General features: G+C 69.3%; 15 protein-coding genes and 5 pseudogenes. 17 read left to right on the top strand and 3 right to left on the bottom strand.

The genetic code is table 11. The features are described from left to right. Positions 1–114 precede the first annotated feature (114 nt). The 7 genes and pseudogenes from leuC to QUE79_RS25735 all read left to right on the top strand — a co-directional run bounded on the left by leuC (position 115) and on the right by QUE79_RS25735 (position 6,629). Positions 115–1,588 (top strand): annotated as a pseudogene (gene leuC, locus QUE79_RS16575) (3-isopropylmalate dehydratase large subunit). After that, positions 1,588–2,199 carry a 3-isopropylmalate dehydratase small subunit gene (gene leuD / locus QUE79_RS16570; RefSeq protein WP_286344026.1) on the top strand — a complete coding sequence of 204 codons (612 nt, stop codon included), beginning with the start codon at positions 1,588–1,590 and terminating at the stop codon, positions 2,197–2,199. The pseudogene leuC and the gene leuD overlap by 1 nt, the downstream one beginning before the upstream one ends. Beyond that, a pseudogene (murA, locus tag QUE79_RS16565) lies at positions 2,199–3,565 on the top strand (UDP-N-acetylglucosamine 1-carboxyvinyltransferase). The gene leuD and the pseudogene murA overlap by 1 nt, the downstream one beginning before the upstream one ends. Before the next feature lie 25 nt (positions 3,566–3,590). Next, positions 3,591–4,370, top strand: coding sequence for a lysophospholipid acyltransferase family protein (locus QUE79_RS16560; protein ID WP_350271568.1), 780 nt, complete (start codon positions 3,591–3,593; stop codon positions 4,368–4,370). A gap of 136 nt (positions 4,371–4,506) precedes the next feature. Beyond that, positions 4,507–5,490 carry an NAD(P)H-dependent glycerol-3-phosphate dehydrogenase gene (locus tag QUE79_RS16555; protein WP_434011064.1) on the top strand — a complete coding sequence of 328 codons (984 nt, stop codon included), beginning with the start codon at positions 4,507–4,509 and terminating at the stop codon, positions 5,488–5,490. A 159-nt stretch (positions 5,491–5,649) separates the two neighbouring features. Beyond that, a pseudogene (locus QUE79_RS25740) lies at positions 5,650–6,231 on the top strand (D-alanine--D-alanine ligase); the annotation flags it as partial. A gap of 50 nt (positions 6,232–6,281) precedes the next feature. After that, entirely contained in the window at positions 6,282–6,629 is a 348-nt protein-coding gene (locus QUE79_RS25735; protein WP_350271717.1) for a D-alanine--D-alanine ligase, read from the top strand. A 12-nt stretch (positions 6,630–6,641) separates the two neighbouring features. Here QUE79_RS25735 and QUE79_RS16545 read toward each other — a convergent pair whose 3' ends face one another. Then, positions 6,642–6,773: a hypothetical protein gene (locus QUE79_RS16545; RefSeq protein ID WP_286344025.1), complete on the bottom strand. Its 132-nt coding sequence runs from the start codon at positions 6,771–6,773 to the stop codon at positions 6,642–6,644. A 382-nt stretch (positions 6,774–7,155) separates the two neighbouring features. Here QUE79_RS16545 and thiL point away from each other — a divergent pair, with 382 nt between their 5' ends. Further along, a complete protein-coding gene (gene thiL, locus QUE79_RS16540; protein ID WP_286344024.1) occupies positions 7,156–8,148 on the top strand; it encodes a thiamine-phosphate kinase in 993 nt (330 codons plus the stop codon). 56 nt (positions 8,149–8,204) lie between these two features. Here the strand turns inward: thiL and QUE79_RS25730 are convergent, their stop codons facing one another. Both QUE79_RS25730 and QUE79_RS25725 read right to left on the bottom strand, forming a co-directional pair. Beyond that, complete coding sequence (locus tag QUE79_RS25730) at positions 8,205–8,399, bottom strand: RsmD family RNA methyltransferase (protein ID WP_434011063.1); 195 nt, start codon at positions 8,397–8,399, stop codon at positions 8,205–8,207. Between the two features lie 157 nt (positions 8,400–8,556). Next, positions 8,557–8,769, bottom strand: a pseudogene (locus QUE79_RS25725) (RsmD family RNA methyltransferase); the annotation flags it as partial. Between the two features lie 70 nt (positions 8,770–8,839). On the opposite strand from QUE79_RS25725, the gene QUE79_RS16530 reads away from it, so the two are divergent. From QUE79_RS16530 to mutM, 9 genes and pseudogenes are all read left to right on the top strand, one after another. Beyond that, entirely contained in the window at positions 8,840–11,059 is a 2,220-nt protein-coding gene (locus QUE79_RS16530) for an ATP-dependent DNA helicase RecG (RefSeq protein ID WP_286344023.1), read from the top strand. 70 nt (positions 11,060–11,129) lie between these two features. Further along, a complete protein-coding gene (coaD, locus tag QUE79_RS16525) occupies positions 11,130–11,675 on the top strand; it encodes a pantetheine-phosphate adenylyltransferase (RefSeq protein WP_286344022.1) in 546 nt (181 codons plus the stop codon). Continuing rightward, positions 11,672–12,673: an AAA family ATPase gene (locus tag QUE79_RS16520; protein ID WP_434011014.1), complete on the top strand. Its 1,002-nt coding sequence runs from the start codon at positions 11,672–11,674 to the stop codon at positions 12,671–12,673. Before coaD ends, QUE79_RS16520 begins: the two co-directional genes overlap by 4 nt. Positions 12,674–12,675: 2 nt before the next feature. Further along, complete coding sequence (locus QUE79_RS16515; protein WP_286344021.1) at positions 12,676–13,944, top strand: DUF58 domain-containing protein; 1,269 nt, start codon at positions 12,676–12,678, stop codon at positions 13,942–13,944. Between the two features lie 43 nt (positions 13,945–13,987). Continuing rightward, positions 13,988–16,222: a transglutaminase TgpA family protein gene (locus QUE79_RS16510; RefSeq protein ID WP_286344020.1), complete on the top strand. Its 2,235-nt coding sequence runs from the start codon at positions 13,988–13,990 to the stop codon at positions 16,220–16,222. 256 nt (positions 16,223–16,478) lie between these two features. Further along, positions 16,479–16,793 carry a YceD family protein gene (locus QUE79_RS25720; RefSeq protein ID WP_350271715.1) on the top strand — a complete coding sequence of 105 codons (315 nt, stop codon included), beginning with the start codon at positions 16,479–16,481 and terminating at the stop codon, positions 16,791–16,793. Positions 16,794–16,850: 57 nt separating this feature from the next. Further along, positions 16,851–17,054 (top strand): 50S ribosomal protein L32, encoded by a 204-nt coding sequence (gene rpmF / locus QUE79_RS16500; RefSeq protein ID WP_286344019.1) that lies wholly within the window; start codon positions 16,851–16,853, stop codon positions 17,052–17,054. A gap of 14 nt (positions 17,055–17,068) precedes the next feature. After that, entirely contained in the window at positions 17,069–17,788 is a 720-nt protein-coding gene (gene rnc / locus QUE79_RS16495; protein ID WP_286344018.1) for a ribonuclease III, read from the top strand. Next, positions 17,789–18,753: pseudogene (gene mutM, locus QUE79_RS16490) on the top strand (bifunctional DNA-formamidopyrimidine glycosylase/DNA-(apurinic or apyrimidinic site) lyase). Positions 18,754–18,761: the final 8 nt, after the last annotated feature.

The raw sequence follows: 18,761 nt of genomic DNA, 5'->3' as shown, positions 1-18,761 counted from the left end.
CGACCCGGCGATCGGGCCCTGCCCATGCTATTCCGGGCCGGTCGACCCGCCGGAGGCCCGCCGGGAAACAATGCCGTAACACGGCGGTAGACTCGTTCGATCCGCTGATCATCGATGGAGGGAAGGCCTGTGGCTGAATCCTTGAGGGGCCGAACGCTGGCCGAAAAAGTGTGGGACGACCACGTGGTCGTCAAGGGCGCCGACGGTGCTCCCGACCTCCTCTACATCGACCTCCACCTCGTCCACGAGGTGACCAGCCCCCAGGCGTTCGACGGTCTTCGTCAGGCCGACCGCCCGGTCCGCCGCCTCGACCTCACGATCGCGACAGAAGACCACAACACCCCGACCCTTGCGATCGACCGGCCGATCGCCGATCTCACGAGCCGTACCCAGATCGACACCCTGCGCAACAACGCGGCCGAGTTCGGCGTCCGTCTGCACTCCTCGGCGACGCCGAGCAGGGCATCGTTCACGTCGTCGGTCCGCAGCTCGGCCTCACCATGCCGGGCATCACGGTCGTCTGCGGCGACTCCCACACCTCGACCCACGGCGCCTTCGGCGCCATGGCCTTCGGGATCGGCACCAGCGAGGTCGAGCACGTCCTCGCCACGCAGACGCTGCCGCTCAAGCCGTTCAAGACCATGGCCATCACGGTCGAGGGCGAGTTGCGCCCCGGCGTCACCGCCAAAGACATCATCCTCGCCGTCATCGCCAAGATCGGCACCGGCGGTGGTCAGGGTTACGTGCTCGAGTACCGCGGCAGCGCGATCCGCGCCCTCTCCATGGAGGGCCGCATGACCATCTGCAACATGTCGATCGAAGCCGGCGCCCGCGCCGGCATGGTCGCCCCCGATCAGACCACCTACGACTACCTCGAGGGCAAGCCGCACGCGCCCCAGGGCACCGAGTGGGACGAAGCCGTCGCCTACTGGAACACGCTGCCGACAGATGACGACGCGGTGTTCGACGCCGAGGTGTACCTCGACGCGAACGAGCTCGAGCCGTTCGTCACGTGGGGCACGAACCCCGGCCAGGGCGTCTCGCTCTCCGAGACCGTTCCCGATCCTTCAGCCGTCGCCGACCCGAACGAGCGCGCAGCCGCCGAGCGGGCCCTGACCTACATGGACCTTGTCGCCGGCACCCCGATGAAAGAGATTCCGGTCGACGCGGTCTTCATGGGCTCGTGCACCAACAGCCGCATCGAAGACCTGCGCGCCTTCGCCTCGATCGTCCGCGGCCAGAAGAAAGCCGACGGCGTCCGCGTCATGGTCGTTCCGGGTTCGGCGCGCGTGCGCATCGAGGCCGAAGCCGAGGGGCTCGACAAGGTCTTCACCGACTTCGGCGCCGAGTGGCGTTTCGCGGGGTGCTCGATGTGTCTCGGCATGAACCCCGATCAACTGGCTCCGGGGAGCGCTGCGCATCGACCTCGAACCGCAACTTCGAGGGCCGCCAGGGCAAGGGCGGCCGCACGCATCTGGTCTCTCCCCTCGTCGCAGCGGCGACCGCCATTCGCGGCACGCTGTCCAGCCCGTGGGACATCGAGGCGTCGCAGACCTCGTCCGAGTCGACCCTCGAAGGGGCCCTGTAATGCACAAGACCACCATCGTCACGGGCCCTGCCGCGCCCCTGAAGCGGTCGAACGTCGACACCGACCAGATCATCCCGGCCGTGTTCCTCAAGCGGGTCACCAAGACCGGTTTCGAAGACGCCCTGTTCTACGCCTGGCGCCAAGATCCCGACTTCGTCCTCAATAAGCCCGAGTACCAGGGCGCCAAGGTCCTCGTGGCCGGCCCCGACTTCGGCACGGGCTCGAGTCGCGAGCACGCCGTCTGGGCGCTTCGCGACTTCGGCTTCGACGTCGTCCTGAGCCCTCGCTTCGGCGACATCTTCCGGGGCAACTCGGGCAAGCAGGGGCTGCTGGCAGCCGTCGTGGCCGAACCCGACATCGAGAAGATCTGGGCGCTGATCGACGAATCCGTGGCGAACGGGAAGGGCGCACCCGAGATCACGGTTGACCTTCCCGAACAAACCGCCACGGTCGGCAGCCTCACGGTTTCGTTCGAAGTCGATGCTTACACTAAGTGGCGTCTCCTCGAAGGCCTGGACGACATCGCCCTGACCCTCCGCGACGAGGCCGCAATCACAGAATTCGAATCGCGCCGCGCCACCTGGCGGCCCAAGACATTGCCGGTGAAGTAGTGAACTCTCTTGTTCAGGATGCAGCAGCAGCGGGTGCCCGCGTGGGCCTCAAGTCCGACGAGATCGTCATCCGCGGCGGCAAACCGCTGATCGGTCGCATCGAGGTGCGCGGGGCCAAGAACCTCGCCACCAAGGCCATGGTCGCCTCCCTCCTCGGCGACACCCCGAGCATCCTGAAAGACGTTCCCGACATCAGCGATGTCAACGTCGTCCGGGGTCTCCTGTCCATCCACGGGGTGCGCATCACCGACCCGGCCCGGGGCGAGATGATCCTCGACCCGTCCAATGTCGAAAGCGCGCACTTCGCCGAGATCGACGCGCACGCCGGCTCCAGCCGCATTCCGATCCTGTTCTGCGGCCCGCTCCTGCACCGCCTCGGCGAGGCGTTTATCCCCGACCTCGGCGGCTGCCGCATCGGCGACCGCCCCATCGACTTCCACATGGACGCCCTTCGTGCGTTCGGCGCGGTCGTCGACAAGTCGTACAACGGCATCCACCTCACGGCCCCCAACGGCCTCAAGGGCGCCAACATCGAGCTGCCCTACCCGAGCGTGGGCGCCACCGAGCAGGTGCTTCTGACGGCGGTCCTGGCAGAGGGCGTCACCGAGCTGCGCAACGCCGCGATCGAGCCCGAGATCATGGACCTCATCGCGATCCTGCAGAAAATGGGCGCGATCGTCAACGTCGAACCCAACCGCGTCATCTTCATCGAGGGCGTCACGTCGCTCCGCGGCTACACGCACCGCGCCATCAACGACCGCAACGAGGCCGCCTCCTGGGCCGCGGCAGCGCTGGCCACCAAGGGCGACATCTTCGTCGAGGGCGCCAAGCAGCAAGACCTGATGACCTTCTTGAACGTGTTCCGCAAGGTCGGCGGAGAGTTCGACGTCCACGAAGACGGCATCCGCTTCTACCACCCGGGAGGCGACCTCAAGCCGGTCGTCATCGAGACCGACGTGCACCCCGGCTTCATGACCGACTGGCAGCAGCCGCTCGTCGTGGCGCTGACCCAGGCGCACGGCGTGTCGATCGTGCACGAGACCGTCTACGAGAACCGCTTCCAGTTCACGGAGGCGCTCAACGACATGGGGGCGAAGATCGTCGTCCACAAAGACGGCCTGAAGAACGTCGAGCGCCGCGTCGCTCGCCGCGACTTCGAGCAGGCGGCCGTCATCACCGGTCCGACGGCGCTCCACGGCGCCGACATCCGCGTCCCCGACCTCCGCGGCGGCTTCAGTCACCTCATCGCTGCGCTCACGGCCGAGGGGAGTCGAAGATCACGAACGTCGGCATCATCGCCCGCGGGTACGAGCACTTCGTGGCGAAGCTGCGCAAGCTGGGCGCCGACTTCGACTTCAAGGGCTGAGCGAAGCCGTCCCGTCGGTGACCAGATGACCAACCCCGACGCTCCCCTCCCACCCTCACTCACACGCATCCGCGAGAGAAACAACACCTTCGGATTCTTCGGGCGCCTCGTGTTCCCGTTGCTCATGCTCCAGGCGAGCTATGAGGTCCACGGCAAAGAGAAGCTCCCCGCGCGCGGCGGCTACGTCATCACGCCGAACCATTTCAGCAATTACGATCCGCTGGTCGTCGGGCTGACCATCTGGCGGCTCGGCCGGGTGCCGAGGTTCCTGGCGAAGGCGTCGCTCTGGAAGGTCCCCTTTCTCGGTTGGGTCATGCGTTCCACGGGGCAGGTCCCGGTCGATCGCACCGGTCGCACGCGCAACTCCGACCCGGTCGCGGCAGGACGGATCGCCGCGCAGCGCGGCGAGGGCATCATCGTCTACCCGGAGGGCAGCCTCACGCGCGAGCCCGATCTCTGGCCGATGCGCGGCAAGAGCGGCGCCGTCCGGCTCGCCCTCGAGGCCGGCGTCCCGTTGATCCCCATGGCGCACTGGGGTGCCGACAAGATCATGGGACGGTACTCGAAGGGCGTCCGCTTCTTCCCGCGGACCCATATCTCGGTCGCGATCGGCGACCCGGTCGACCTGTCGGCCTACCGAGGCAGGCACCTCGACGCGCACGAGGTCGCCGAAGCGACCGAACTCGTCATGACGAGGATCACCGAGCTCGTCCAGACCCTGCGGGGTGGCACGCCGCCGACCGTCCGGTACGACCCCGCGCAGCACAACCAGACCGAGATCGGGCGTTTTGAGCAAGAGAAGTAGTCGCAAGCGGGCCGAGGCCGAAGCCGAAGCCCCGAAGAGTGCCCTCGCAGGATCGCTCGATCGTCTCAGCCAGGGCTTCGTCACCACCGAGGCGATCACCATCGTCCAGGCCGCAGCGCTCGAGCGCCGCGTGGCCGTGCTCGGTGCGGGCAGCTGGGGCACGACCTTCGCCAAGGTCCTCGCCGAAGGGGGCGCCGAGGTGCAGCTCTGGGCCCGCCGCCCGGAGATCGCCCGGGAGATCACCGAGACGCATCGCAACACCGATTACCTGCCCGGCATCAACCTGCCGATCTCCCTGACGGCGTCGTCGAGCATCTCGGCGGTCCTGAGCGGCGCCGAGCAGATCTACATCTCGGTTCCGAGCCAGACGCTGCGACAGAACCTGGCCGATCTGCGCGCGATCCTGCCGGCCGACGTTCCCGTCGTCAGCCTCATGAAAGGCGTCGAGAAGGGCACCGGGCTGCGCATGAGCGAGGTGATCGTCCAGGAGCTGGGGATCGATCCCGCGCTGGTGGCGGTCGCCTCCGGGCCGAACCTCGCCCTCGAGATCGCGAAGCGCCAGCCGACCGCGGCCGTGGTGTCGTCCGAGAGTCTCGAGACGGCGACGCTCGTCGCGGCCACCGCGACCAACCCCTACTTCCGTTCGTTCGTCAACACCGACGTGATCGGCACCGAGTTCGGCGGCGTCCTCAAGAACCTCATCGCCGTCGCCATCGGAATCGTCGACGGCGTCGGTTACGGCGAGAACACGAAGGCGTCGATCATCACGCGCGGTCTCGCCGAGATGACCAGCTTCGCCGTGTCGTTCGGGGCCAAGCCCGAGACACTCGCCGGGCTCGCCGGGCTGGGCGACCTCATCGCGACCTGCCAGTCACCACTGTCGCGCAACAACACCGCCGGGCGACTTCTCGGGCAGGGTTATCGATTCGACGACGTCGTGCGCCAGATGAACCAGACGGCCGAAGGGCTGGCCTCGGTCGCGCCGATTCTCGAGCTGGCGCAGTCGCGGGGTGTCGACATGCCCATCGTCACACAGGTCGCCGAGGTGCTCGCCGGTACTCTGGATCCGCGCAACATCGCGCCGCATCTCACCGAGACCGACGAGCCGCAGGGCGAGTAGATCTCGACCTTCGTTCCGAAAGGCGCCCGCTCGTGACCGACACTTCCACTCCTCGCGGCTCCGCGTCGTCCTGCTCTTCGGCGGCCGCTCCAGCGAGCACTCGATCAGTTGCGCCACGGCGGGGGAGTCCTGGCCGCGCTCGACCGTGACAAGTACGACGTGGTGCCGGTCGGCATCACGCGCGACGGTGCATTCACCCTCCAGCCCGACGATGCGGAACACTTCGCGCTCGACCCCGAGAAGCTTCCCGAGGTCGTCGACAACGGCACGCGAGTCCGGTGGCCGGAGTCGGCGTCGACCCGCGAGATGACCGTGGAGTCCGAGAGCGGTGAGGTGACGTCGCTCGGCGAGATCGACGTGGTGTTCCCGATCCTGCACGGTCCGTGGGGTGAAGACGGCAGCGTTCAGGGGCTGCTCGAGCTGGTCGGGCTGCCCTACGTCGGTGCCGGAATCCTCGGCTCGGCCGTCGGAATGGACAAGCACTTCTCGAAGACCGTCCTCCAGCACGCCGGCATCGACGTGGCCCCCTGGGTCACCGTGCGGGCCCGCGAGTGGGCCGATCGCCGTGCCGTGGTCGAGGAGCACGCCGAAGAGCTGGGCTGGCCCGTCTTCGTCAAGCCGGCGCGCGCCGGGTCGAGCGTCGGCGTCTCGAAGGCCTCGTCGCTGGCCGAGCTCGCCGCCGCCATGGAGGTCGCGCTGGCCGAAGACACCAAAGTGCTGATCGAGGCCGCGGTCGTCGGCCGTGAGCTCGAAGCGGCGGTCCTGGGCGGCCGCTCGGGCGGTGCCCCCGCGTGTCGGTCGCCGGAGAGATCGTGCTCGGTTCGGGCAAATTCTACGACTTCGAATCGAAGTACCTGGGCGCCCCCGGCGCCGACCTGGTCTGCCCGGCCGACCTCTCCGACGCCGAGCTGGCCGAGTTCCAAGACCTCGCCGCGTGCGCGTTCGACGCCATCGGCGGGGCGGGCCTGGCACGGGTCGACGTGTTCCTCACGAGCGAAGGGTTCGTCGTCAACGAGCTCAACACGATGCCGGGCTTCACGCCCATCTCGATGTTCCCGGCCTGCTGGTTGGCGTCGGGGCTCAGCTATCCCGCGCTGCTCGACGAGCTGATCGCGCTCGGCCTCGAGACCGAGCGCTAGAGCGTCGGGCCGCTACGGCGTCGGCGTGCCGGTGGCGTCCGAGACGCCCTGGCATTTCCGGTTCGCCGGAAGCGTACCCACGGCCGACGCCAGATCGAAGAGGACGTTGCTCGGCGCCTGCACCGCCTTGGTGTCGACGACCACCTGGACGCCGGGAGTGCGCCCGTACGTGGTGTAGATCGCGTCCTTGCCCTTGTACTCGACGAGCCAGTCGACCCCTCGACGGGATAGCAGGTGAGGTCGGAGACGGTCGGCGTCGTGATCCCGCAGGTGAGCAGGATCGCGGCGGGAGCCCCCACGCGGCCGTCGCCTGGGCGTTCGTGTCGTGCATCGACTGGGCTTCGAGGGTGCTGGGCAGGTGCACGGTGACGTCGGCGCAGCCGACCGTGTTCGCCTGCGGCGCCGGAGACAGGGCCACGGTGGAGGTGCACGCGGCGAGCAGCGGTGCGAGGATCACGAGAGCCAGAGCGACGCCCGTGCGGCGGCGGAACGAGGGAGACATCGCGATCACGCTACCGTGAGAGCCATGAGCGAGTCTGACACGGTCGAAGGGCTCGGCGAGCTGGGCACCCTGGCCCGCATCCTGCCGCGCCTGCCCGAGGGCGCCTCGACGCTTCTCGGTCCGGGTGACGACGCTGCCGTGGTGGCCGCCCCGGACGGGCGTTTCGTCGTGACGACCGATCTCATGGTGCACGGCCCCGACTTCCGCCTCGCCTGGTCGACTCCGTACGACCTGGGCTGGAAGGCCGCTGCGTCGAATCTGTCCGACGTCGCCGCGATGGGTGCCCGACCGACCGCGCTGGTCGTCGCCCTGGCGGTGCCCGGCGAGACGGCCGTCGACTTCCTCGAGTCCTTCGCGGACGGACTTCGCGAGGGCTGCGCCGAAATGGCTCCCGGCTGCGGCGTCGTCGGCGGCGACATGTCGGTGTCGTCGACGATGACGATCGCGATCACGGCGTTCGGCGACCTCGAGGGCCGCGCTCCGATTCGGCGCGACGGTGCCCGGCCTGGTGACGTCGTGGCCGTGTCGGGTGCCCTCGGCCGGTCGGGGCGCGGGCTCGACCTCCTCTTCGCCCTGGGCGTCGACCGCGACGGCGTTCCCGACGCCTCCCTCGCCCGCGACCTCCGTGAACGCGACGCCGACGTGGGCTGGCACGTCGCCCCCACGCCACCCGTGGCCGACGGCGTTCTGGCCGCGGTGGCCGGGGCCACGAGCATGCTCGACCTCTCGGACGGACTCGCCCTCGACGCCGGGCGGGTGGCCCGGGCGTCCCGGGTCGTCGTCGACCTCGACTCGGCGACTCTCGGGAGCGATCCCCGGGCGGCCCTTGCCGGCGGGGAGGACCACTCGCTGTTCGCGACCTTCCCGCAGGGAGCGGCGCTTCCCGGCGGGTTCCGAGCCGTCGGCGTCGTGAACAGCGCGCGCGATGCCACCTACCGAGTCACGCTCGACGGGCGCGACCTGATCGAGGCGACGGGTTGGGATCCCTACGCGCGCTGGAGTGGCGCCGCAGGCTAGGGCGTGTCTCTCACTTCGCCGCGGGTCGTGTGGGAGACACACCCTAGGACGCTCCGTCAGGCCCGCGCCCACCACAGGACGGTGTCGCCGTAGGCCTTCTTCGTCTCGAGTCGGAGCCCCTCGGGCCACGCCGGTTGGCCGCTGCGGGCGCGTCTCTCGACGACGACGAGCCCATCGGTGTCGAGCGCCGGTGACAGCGCGGCGAGGTCGAGCTCCAGGTCGTCGGCGCCGAGCTCGTAGGGCGGGTCGATGAAGACGAGGTCGAGCGACCGCGTCGCCTGGTGCTGCAGGTACGAGCGGACCGAGCCCGTAACGACGTCGATGGCCGGCGCCTGGCCGTGCGGCGCGCGCCGTGACGAGGGCGGCGTTGCTGCGGCACAGCCGCGCCGCCTGGTGACCCAGCTCCACCAGGGTGACTCGCGCGGCTCCTCTCGAGGCGGCCTCGAGCCCGAGCGCCCCGGTTCCGGCGTAGAGGTCGGCGACGCGCAGACCTCGGACCTCGTCGCGCGCCTCGAGCGCCGAGAACAGCGCCTCGCGGACACGGTCGCTGGTGGGTCGCGTTCCGGTCTTCGGCGCGCCGAGGGCGGTGGAACCGGCGAAGCCGGCGATGATGCGAGTCACGACTCCATCCTGTCAGGCCGGGGCGCGCGCGCGGAGCAGCACTGTCGGGGGCGACGGGTAGCGTTGCAGCGTGGTCACCTCCGTCACGTCCCCTCTCGACACCACGCTGACGAATGCGCTCGGCGGGCGCACGGCGCAGGCTTTGAAGCGCGCCTTCGGCATGGAGACGGTCGGCGACCTCCTCACGCACTACCCCCGGCGATACGCCCGGCGCGGTGAGCTGACGGCCCTGAACGAGCTGGAGATCGGCGAGAGCGTCACGATCGTGGCCGAGGTGCTCGACGTGCGCGAACGCACGATGCGAGCCAGGCGCGGCTCCATCCTCGAGGTCCGGATCAGCGACGGCCAAGGCATCCTGACCCTCACGTTCTTCAATCAGGCTTGGCGTTCGAAAGACCTCGTCCAGGGTGTCCGAGGCATCTTCGCCGGCAAGGTGGGCGACTATCGGGGCAACCGTCAGCTCGCCCATCCCGACTACGAGCTGTTCGAGGCGGGCGACGAGCGCTCGGCGGAGGCCGGCGACGCGACCGCGCAGAAGTGGGCCAAGCAGCCCATCCCGATCTATCCGGCCAGCGCCAGCGTGGCGTCCTGGCAGGTGGCCAAGTCGATCGAGGTGGCGCTCGACACCCTGCCGCCTCTGCCCGACTCCGTCCCCGAGACCGTGCGGCGAGAGCTCCAGCTCATGCCGCTCCGCGAGGCGTTCGAGAAGATCCATCGCCCCGAGCGCGATCGCGACTACCTCCAGGCGCGCGAGACCCTCAAATTCGACGAGGCCTTGGTTCTGCAGGCAGCCCTCCTCCAGCAGCGAGCGGCCCTCCGGCACTCCTCGGCCACGAAGCGCGTCGCCACCGCGGGCGGTCTCCTCGAGACGTTCGACCGAGCGCTTCCCTTCAGCCTCACGGGCGACCAGGCGCTCGTCGGCGACGAGATCGCGCGAGACCTCGCTGCCGACGTCCCGATGAACCGCCTCGTCCAGGGCGAGGTCGGCTCGGGCAAGACCCTCGTCGCTCTGCGGGCGATGCTCGCCGTCGCCGAGAGCGGCGGTCAGTCGGCATTGCTGGCCCCCACCGAGGTACTGGCGAGTCAGCATCTCCGCTCCATCGTCGCGACCCTCGGCCCCGATCTCTCAGCCCGCCTCCGTCCGGTCCTGCTCACCGGGCAGATGCCTCTCGCCGAGCGCCGGAAGGCGACCCTCGCAATCGTCAGCGGCCAGGCGCACCTCGTCGTGGGCACCCACGCGCTCATCAGCGACAACGTCGAGTTCTACGACCTCGGGCTGGTCGTCGTCGACGAGCAGCACCGCTTCGGCGTCGATCAACGCGAGGCCCTGCGTCGCAAGGGCCCCACGCCACCGCACGTCCTGGTGCTCACGGCCACCCCCATCCCACGGACCGTGGCGATGACCGTGTTCGGCGACCTCGACATCTCGACCATCGCCGAACTGCCCGCGGGGCGTCAGCCGATCGAGTCGTTCGTCGTGCCGCTGGTCGATCGCCCCGGGTGGATCTCCCGGGTGTGGGAACGCAGCGCCGAAGAGATCGCGAGGGGCCGTCAAGTCTTCGTCGTGTGCCCCGCGATCGACACCTCCACCGAAGAGACGGCCGATGCTCTCGAAGCCGAAGCGGGCGACGGAGGGCCGGACGCGGGGCCGGACGAGAACACCTCGTCGGCGCCGACGATCGCCAGCGTCGAAGACGTGCTCGCGGCACTCCGCGTCGCGCCGGCTCTCACGGGCCGCAGGATCGAGCCCCTTCACGGCCGGATGTCCTCGGGCGAGAAAGATGCTGCCATGCAGGCGTTCGCGCGAGGCGAGATCGACGTCCTCGTCGCCACGACGGTCATCGAGGTGGGAGTGGACGTCCCCAACGCGTCGACCATGGTGGTCCTCGACGCCGAGCGTTTCGGGGTGTCGCAGCTGCATCAGCTCCGCGGTCGGGTGGGCCGGGGTGGGCATCCCGGTCTCTGCCTCCTCGTCACCAACGCCGAAGAGGGCTCCGTCGCTCGACAGCGGGTAGAGGCAGTGGCGTCGACCACCGACGGGTTCGAACTGGCCCAGATCGACCTCGATCTGCGGCGCGAGGGCGACGTGCTCGGCAATCTCCAGTCGGGCGGGCGCTCGTCGCTGCGGCTGCTGCGCGTGGCCCACGACGGCGAGGTGATCGCTCTCGCGCGTGAGCACGCGGCCGAGGTGATCGCCGACGATCCGACCCTCTCCGGGCATCCTGCTCTCGCCGCGGCGCTCGAACGGCGTCTCGACGAATCGAGCCGGACCTTCTTGGCGAAGAACTGAACAGATCGACCTTCGAGGACGCGTCATGTTCGTTCAGCCACCGGCCATCGTTGACAGCTAGGGTGAGAAAATGAGCACGATCGCCGTCGTTCCCGGGTCGTTCGACCCCGTGACCCTCGGGCATCTCGACGTCATCGTCCGAGCCGCCGGCCTCTTCGACGAACTGCACGTGCTGGTGGTCCACAACCCCGGCAAGTCCGCCTTGATCCCGGTCGAGCAACGCGTCGACTTCATCCGCGAGGCCGTCGACGCTGCCGGCGTCGACGAGGTCAGCCCGCTGGAGAACGTCCTCGTGACCAGCTGGAGCGAGGGCTTGCTGGTCGACTACTGCACCCGGGTCGGCGCGAAGGTGCTGGTCAAGGGCATCCGGTCGCAGGTCGACGTGGCGTACGAGACCCCGATGGCGATCATGAACCGAAGCCTTGCCGGCGTCGAGACGATCTTCCTGCTTCCCGATCCTGCGCACGCGCTCGTCTCCAGCTCGCTGGTGCGTCAGGTCGCCTCGCTCGGGGGTGACGTCGACCCGTACGTCCCGAGGGCGGTCGCCGACTACCTGAGGGCCTCCCGAGACGACCAAGCCGGCGCGTCCTCGGCGTCGAAGAACGAGACACGATGACGACCACGACCGATTCACCCAGCACGGGCACCGCGAAGATGGAGCTCGACGAGGTCCAGCACCACGCAAGGCGGATCCTCGAGGCCGTCGCCACCGTCATCGACGGCAAGGCGGGCGCCATCTCGACGGCGCTCACCGTGCTGCTGGCCGAGGGCCACCTGCTCATCGAAGACGTCCCCGGGGTCGGCAAGACCCAGCTGGCTCGCGCTCTGGCCAAGGCTTTCGGCGCGTCCGTCAGCCGGATCCAGTTCACCCCCGACCTCCTCCCGAGCGACATCACCGGTGTGTCGATCTTCGATCGCCAGTCGAACGAGTTCGAGTTCAAGCCCGGGCCCGTCTTCGCCAACATCGTGATCGGCGACGAGATCAATCGCGCCTCGCCCAAGACGCAGTCCGCCCTCCTCGAGAGTCTCGAAGAGCGTCAGGTCACCGTCGACGGCTTCTCGCATCCGCTGCCCGATCCGTTCCTCGTCGTCGCGACGCAGAATCCGGTCGAGATGGAGGGCACCTACTCTCTGCCCGAGGCGCAGCGCGACCGCTTCATGGCGCGTATCTCGCTCGGCTACCCCGACGCCGAGAGCGAGCTCCGCATGCTCCGGCAGCGCGAGACGCAGAGTCCTCTCGACCGACTCGAGCCCCTGGTCTCGGTGGCCGATCTGCGCCGCATGATCGCCACCGTCCGCAGCGTCTACGTGGCGTCGGTCGTCGAGCGTTACGCGGTCGACATCGTGCAGGCCACCCGTGTCCATCCCGACCTGCGACTCGGTGCGAGCCCGCGCGCGACACTGCAGCTCATGCGGGCCGCGAAGTCCTGGGCGGCTCTCAACGGCCGCCGCTTCGTGATCCCCGACGACGTCGACGCGCTGAGCGGCCCCGTCCTGGGGCACCGCCTGATCCTCGCCGGGCGCTCTGGCGCGGGCGCCGTGTCCGCCGCCTACGACATCGTCGAGTCCGTCGTCGCGGCGACTCCCGTCCCCCTCGACGAATCGTCGCACTGACCGTGCGCCCCGCGCTCAGACAGGCGCTCCAGCGTTGGCCGCGCCCCACCCGCCGAGGAATCGCGGCGGCCGTCGCCGGCGTCGTCGTGGCCGTGACGGGGTACCTCCTCACGTCACTGCCGCTCGTCTTCGCCGGCGTGGTGCTGGTGGCCCTCGTCATCGCAGCCCTCGTCGGCGTCGCCGTGCGGGTGCCCCTCATCTCGGTCTCCCGGCGGTTCGCGCCCGATCGCGCGGTGGCGGGCTGGTCCGTCGTCGAATCCCTCGTGCTCACGTCGCCCGCGTCGTCGAGCCCGGTGACCGTGCGGGTGCGCGAGACGGTCGCCTGGAGAGTCATGTCGCAGGACGAGGCGGTGATCGCGACGATCGGGCCGGGCGGAAGCGCCCGGGTGGTCTTCGATCACGAGGATCTCCCGCGCGGGCGTCAGCGCATCGGCCCCGCGCGCATCGACGTCGTGGAGTCGTTCGGGCTGGCTCGCCGTCGGGTCGTCGTCGACGGCCGCTCCGAGCTCGTCGTGTTCCCCGAGGTCATCGCCGTGGGGCAGGGCCGGGAGTCGCGATCGCTCGGTGAGGGATCGCGCCAGCGCCGTGAGCACAGCCTCGCCGGCGGGCAGGACGACCCGATCACTCGCGAGTACCGCCGTGGCGATCCCATGAGACGCGTTCACTGGCGCGCGACTGCCAGGCAGGGCGAGCTGATGGTGCGGCAGGAGGAGCAGCACGGCCTGCCGAGCGCGCGCGTGGTGCTGCCGGTGACCAGTGCGAACTGGCGCGACGCGCATCCCGCCGACGGATCGGGTCTCCCGGTCAGCAACGGCTTCGAGTGGGCCGTGTCCGTGGCGGCCTCGATCGCCGTCGAGTACGGCCTGGCCGGCTCCCAGACGCGTGTCACGACCCTCGACGGCGAGACCGTGGCGCTTCACGATCCCTCGACCACCCCGCTGTTCCTCGAGATGATGGCCGACATCGGCCTCGACGACGTGGTCGACGAGCGGAGTCCCGAGCCCACGCCGCGCGAGCCGGTGATCGCGGTCGTGTCGAGCCTCACGTCCGCCGAGGTCGAACGCCTCTCCCACTCACGCGGGCCGGGAGTCGCCGGAGTCGCCATCGTCGTCCACCTCGACACCGACCCGCTCACGCCCGACGACAGCGCGGCCGACTCGCCGCGGGCCGCCGCCGCGGCGCTGCGAGACTCCGGGTGGCACGTCGTCGACGCCGACGCCTCCGCCGATCGCGCTCGCATCCTGTCGTCGAACGGGGTCCTCGGTGGTTGACCTCCGTCCCCCGGCCGACGTGCGCCCGCCATCCACCCGCGAAGTGCCGCTGTCTCGCGAGCCGGGCGACCGTTTCGCACCGGGCAACGCCCGCTGGCCGCTCACCGCTCTGCTCTGGCTGACGCTGATGATGGCGGTCGGAAGCCTTCACCCGCTGTTCCAGGGCAGCGGCTGGTGGTTCGCCGCCGCGGTGGTCTCGGCCCTCGTCCTCGGTGCGGCCGGTGCGGCGCGCGCCGCCCACTGGCCGTCCGTCGTCGCTTCCGCTGCGGGGCTGATCGTCGGCGTCCTCGGATCCACGGCGTTCGTGTCCGGCGGCACGGCGCTGCTCGGCATCATCCCGACCGCCGAGACCATCGACCGGATCCGCGTTCTCACCGAACAGGCCCGAGACGCCATCGTCAGCGACGAGGCCCCGATCGTCGTGGGCGACGCCATGCTCGGTGTGATCGTCGTCACCGTCGCAGCGGGCGCCCTCCTCGTCGACCTGCTCTCGCGCGTGAGCAGGATGCCAGGGCTCACCGGCGTCGTGTTCGCGATCGTCCTGGTCGTGCCGTCGTTCATCCCCGACGTCGACCCGAGCTGGGTGTGGGTGGTCCTGACCGTCCTCGGCTACGTCGCGGTCCTCGTCGTCTCGACCGGGAGACGGCCGTCGCGCACGAGCATCGTCACGGCCGTCGCCGCGGTCGTCGTCGCGGGCGTGGTCACGAGCCTCCTGCCCGTGTCGCTCGCGTCACCGCTGAGCAACCTCGGCACCGGCACCGGCATCTCCACGGGCGTGAACCCCGTGATCAACCTCGGCAAAGATCTGCGCCGCGGCACGGCGGTCGACGTGCTCAGCTACACGTCGTCGTCCGCTCAGGGCGACTATCTCAAGCTCGTCGACCTGGTCGACTTCTCCGGGACCAGGTGGAGCCCCGCCTCCGTGCGGCTCGACGGGAAGAACACCGTCGAGAAACTCCCGCAGGCGCCGGGAATCGCCAAGTCGACGCGGCGCGACACGGTCACCACCGACGTCTCGGTCAACCTCCTGCGCAGCCCCTACCTGCCGATTCCCGTGCCCGCCACCGCGATCACGGGTGTCGACTCCAAGTGGAAGTACGTCGACGCGTCCGGCGTCACCGTCCGCAGCACCTCGGAGGGATCCCAGGGCCTCGACTACAAGGTCACCTCCCGCCCCGTCGACCCGACTCGCTCGCAGATCGTCCGCTCGCTCGACAAGGCCCCCGCCGGCCTCAGCGCCTACGAGAGCGTCGCGGGCGTCCCGGCGTCGATCACCCGCCTGGCGAAGAAGGTCACGTCGGGCGCCGCCAACCCGTTCGACGCCGCCGTCCAGTTGCAGGACTACTTCCGGAACGGCGAGTTCACCTACTCCGAAGACACCCCTGTCCGCGAGGGCTACGACGGATCGGGGCTCGACATGGTCGAGACCTTCCTCAAGCGCAAGAGCGGCTACTGTGTCCACTTCGCCTCGGCCATGGCGGTCATGGCACGCACCCTCGGCATCCCGTCGCGAATCGCCGTCGGCTTCCTGCCCGGCACGCAGGAAGGCTCGAGCGAGAACTGGACCGTGACCAGCAACGACCTCCACACGTGGCCGGAACTCTACTTCCAGGGTCTCGGCTGGATCCCCTTCGAGCCGACCGTGGGCCAGGGCACGACGTCGAGCTACCTGCAGCAGACCGGCACGGAGGCGACGCCGAGCTCCTCGGCGACATCCTCCGCATCGGCGTCCGACTCGGCGACGGCGCAGGCGACCACCTCGACGACCGCGGCGCCGACCACGGCTCAGGTCACCACCTCCGCCAGCGCGGCGACCGGTACGTCGGGCCGAAGCGTCGGCGGCGCACCGTTCGCCGTGGTGGGAGCCGCGATCCTGGTGCTGGTCGCTCTTCTGCCGTGGTGGCTCCGGACGTCGCGTCGCAGAAGGCGGCTGGGGCAGGATCCTCCCGACACGGCTCTCTGGGCCTGGCGCGAGGTCGTCGACACGGCTCGTGACCTGGGCGTTTCCGTCGACCCCGCGGCTACGCCGCAGGCGACCGCCGCCCTCGTGCGGGAGCGCCTGGACGCACCCGGCGCATCCGCGCTGGAGCGACTCCTCGCGGGTACCCAGCGCGAACGCTTCGGCGACCTTCCGGCAGGTGCGATCGTGCAGGACGACGCGCGGACGGTGATTCGCAGCCTCCGGCAGGGAGCGGGTCCGGTGGCGCGATGCGTCGCCGCGTTGGTGCCGAGGAGTCTCTTCGTGGAGGCTCGCCCGCAAACCGCCCAAGGGGCGTAAACTCTTCGCTCGTGCCTCACTTCGAAAAGACGCCCTATACCGTTCCGGTGTTCGACCTGATGCACCGTCCGGGCGAGATGCGCGAGAGCGAACTCGACGTCGCGGCCCCGTCCAAACTGGGCGAGGGGCTCATCGCCGTGCAGGAGGGTGCACCGGTCGACATCGACCTCCGGATCGAGAGCCTGCACGACGGCCTCCTGGTCTCGGCGCACGTGTCCGCGGAGGCGACGGGGAGTGCAGCCGCTGCCTCAAACCCATCGCTCAGAGTGTCGAAGTCGATTTCGCCGAGGTTTTCGCGTACTCTACTGACGAAGCTTTCGACTACCAGGTTCAAGACGATCACGTGGATCTTGAACCAGTGGTCAGAGATGCAGTGGTTTTGTCGCTGCCCTTCCAACCGGTTTGCCGGCCAGATTGCCCTGGTCTCGACCCCGAAACGGGCGAGCGCATCGAAGATCTGGTCGACTACCACCCTCGTGAAGTGATCGATCTGCGCTGGTCGGCCCTTTCCCAGCTGGTCGCTGAGACGGAGCCAGCCGCGACTCACGAGGACTCCAAGCCCAACGATTGAGCACGGCCACCCGGCCTGTGCAGCTACACGATCCAGACAGATAGAGAAGAGATAGTCATGGCCGTTCCCAAGAGGAAGCAGTCGCGCTCCAACACGCACGCTCGCCGTTCGCAGTGGAAGGCCACGCCCGTCACGCTCGTCAAGAGCATCGAGGGTGGCAAGACCGTCTACAGCCTTCCGCACCGTGCCAAGGTCGTCGAAGATTCCGCCGGCACCGCCCTGTACCTCGAGTACAAGGGCCGCAAGGTCGCCGACATCTGAGTAGGCTCCAGCACATGAGTCAGCCCGCGTCAGAACCCGTTTCTGACCGGGCTGACCTCGTTTCATTCCTCGACGTCTCGGTCACTCCCGAGCTGCTCGAGCTCGCTCTCACGCACCGTTCCTTCGCCTACGAGCACGGCGGCATCAGCAACAACGAACGCCTCGAGTTCCTCGGCGACTCCATCCTCGGGCAGGCCGTCACGGTGATGCTGTACCGCGAGAACCCCGATCTCGACGAGGGCGATCTGGCCAAGCGTCGCGCCAGTCTCGTCAGCACGGTCGCTCTCGCCGAGATCGCCCGCCACATCGGCCTCGGCCAGTACATCCGGCTGGGACGAGGCGAAGAGCTCACCGGCGGCCGCGACAAGCACTCGATCCTCGCCGACACCGTCGAGGCCATCATCGGCGCGACCTACCTCGACGCCGGGCCGGTCGCGGCGACCGGCCTCGTCATGCGCCTGATCGCCCCGCTCCTGGCCGACCCCGACCGCTTCGGTGCTGCAATGGATCCGAAGACCAGTCTCCAAGAGCTGTCCAGCGCGCAGGGGCGTGGAATGCCCAACTACGTCATCAGCGACTCCGGCCCCGACCACGACAAGCGGTTCCACGCCATCGTCCGACTCGGCAAAGACGAGATCGCCGAGGGGGTCGGCAGCAGCAAGAAGATGGCCGAGATGGCGGCGGCCCTCCAGGCCTGGACCAAGCTGAGCGCCGGCGCGCCCGACGCCTCCTAGGTGCCGGAGCTTCCCGAGGTCGAGGTCGTCCGCGCCGGCCTCCACCCCCGAGTCACCGGCGCCGTCGTCACTCGTGTCGACGTTCTCGAACCCCGCTCGCTCCGCCGCCACGACGGCCCGACCGAAGACTTCGTCGATCGTCTGACGGGCGCGACGCTGCTCTCGGCCGTCCGCCGAGGAAAGTTCCTCTGGTTCCCGTTCGCCCCGCAGGCCGGTGGCCCGTCGCTCGCGCTGGTGACCCACCTGGGCATGAGCGGCCAGGTGCTCCTGCGCGACCGCGAGCAGGCCGACGACCGTCTGCTCCGGATCCGACTCGACCTCGCCCACCCGCGCCACGGCGACGTTCGACTGGCCTTCGTCGACCAGCGCATCTTCGGCTCGATGGCCCTCGACGAGACCTCGCCGACGCCGGACGGCCGCGCGGCCGGATTCTCCGGGGCCGCGCTCCTGGGGCACTCGGCTTCCGAGGAGACGCGCGGGCAGGATCCTGCCCCCTGGGCTCTCGAGATTCCGCACCAGGTCGCGCACATCGCGCGCGACCCCTCGATCCCGCCTTCGACGAGCCGTTGTTCTTCGCGCGGCTCGCGGCGCGGCGCACGGGCATCAAGCGCGCCCTCCTCGACCAGGAGCTCGTCTCGGGCATCGGGAACATCTATGCCGACGAATCGCTCTGGGCGGCGAAGATCCACTTCGACCAGCCGACGGCGTCGCTCTCGCGACGGCGGGCGGCACTGCTGCTGGTCGAGATCCGGGCGGTGCTCTTCAAAGCCCTGGCCGAGGGCGGCACCAGTTTCGACCAGCAGTACGTCAACGTCAACGGCCAGTCGGGCTACTTCGCGCACAGCCTCAACGCCTACGGCCAGCAGGGCAGACCCTGCCCGCGCTGCGGCACGCCCATCCGCCGGGTCAGCTTCATGAACCGCGGCAGCCACTTCTGCCCGCGCTGCCAGCGCCTTCGCGGCTGAGGTCGTGC

This window comes from Frondihabitans sucicola, assembly GCF_030296615.1.
Lineage (GTDB): Bacteria > Actinomycetota > Actinomycetes > Actinomycetales > Microbacteriaceae > Frondihabitans > Frondihabitans sucicola.
Note: the sequence above shows the minus strand (reverse complement) of the source record. Positions and strands in the feature narration are given on the sequence as shown.

What these genes read in the sequence shown, in the direction of transcription:
- QUE79_RS16520 (WP_434011014.1), top strand. Translation starts at nt 11,672, where the DNA reads ATGACGACCACGACCGATTCACCCAGCACGGGCACCGCGAAGATGGAG.
- leuD (WP_286344026.1), top strand. Translation starts at nt 1,588, where the DNA reads ATGCACAAGACCACCATCGTCACGGGCCCTGCCGCGCCCCTGAAGCGG.
- thiL (WP_286344024.1), top strand. Translation starts at nt 7,156, where the DNA reads ATGAGCGAGTCTGACACGGTCGAAGGGCTCGGCGAGCTGGGCACCCTG.
- rpmF (WP_286344019.1), top strand. Translation starts at nt 16,851, where the DNA reads ATGGCCGTTCCCAAGAGGAAGCAGTCGCGCTCCAACACGCACGCTCGC.
- QUE79_RS16560 (WP_350271568.1), top strand. Translation starts at nt 3,591, where the DNA reads ATGACCAACCCCGACGCTCCCCTCCCACCCTCACTCACACGCATCCGC.
- rnc (WP_286344018.1), top strand. Translation starts at nt 17,069, where the DNA reads ATGAGTCAGCCCGCGTCAGAACCCGTTTCTGACCGGGCTGACCTCGTT.
- coaD (WP_286344022.1), top strand. Translation starts at nt 11,130, where the DNA reads ATGAGCACGATCGCCGTCGTTCCCGGGTCGTTCGACCCCGTGACCCTC.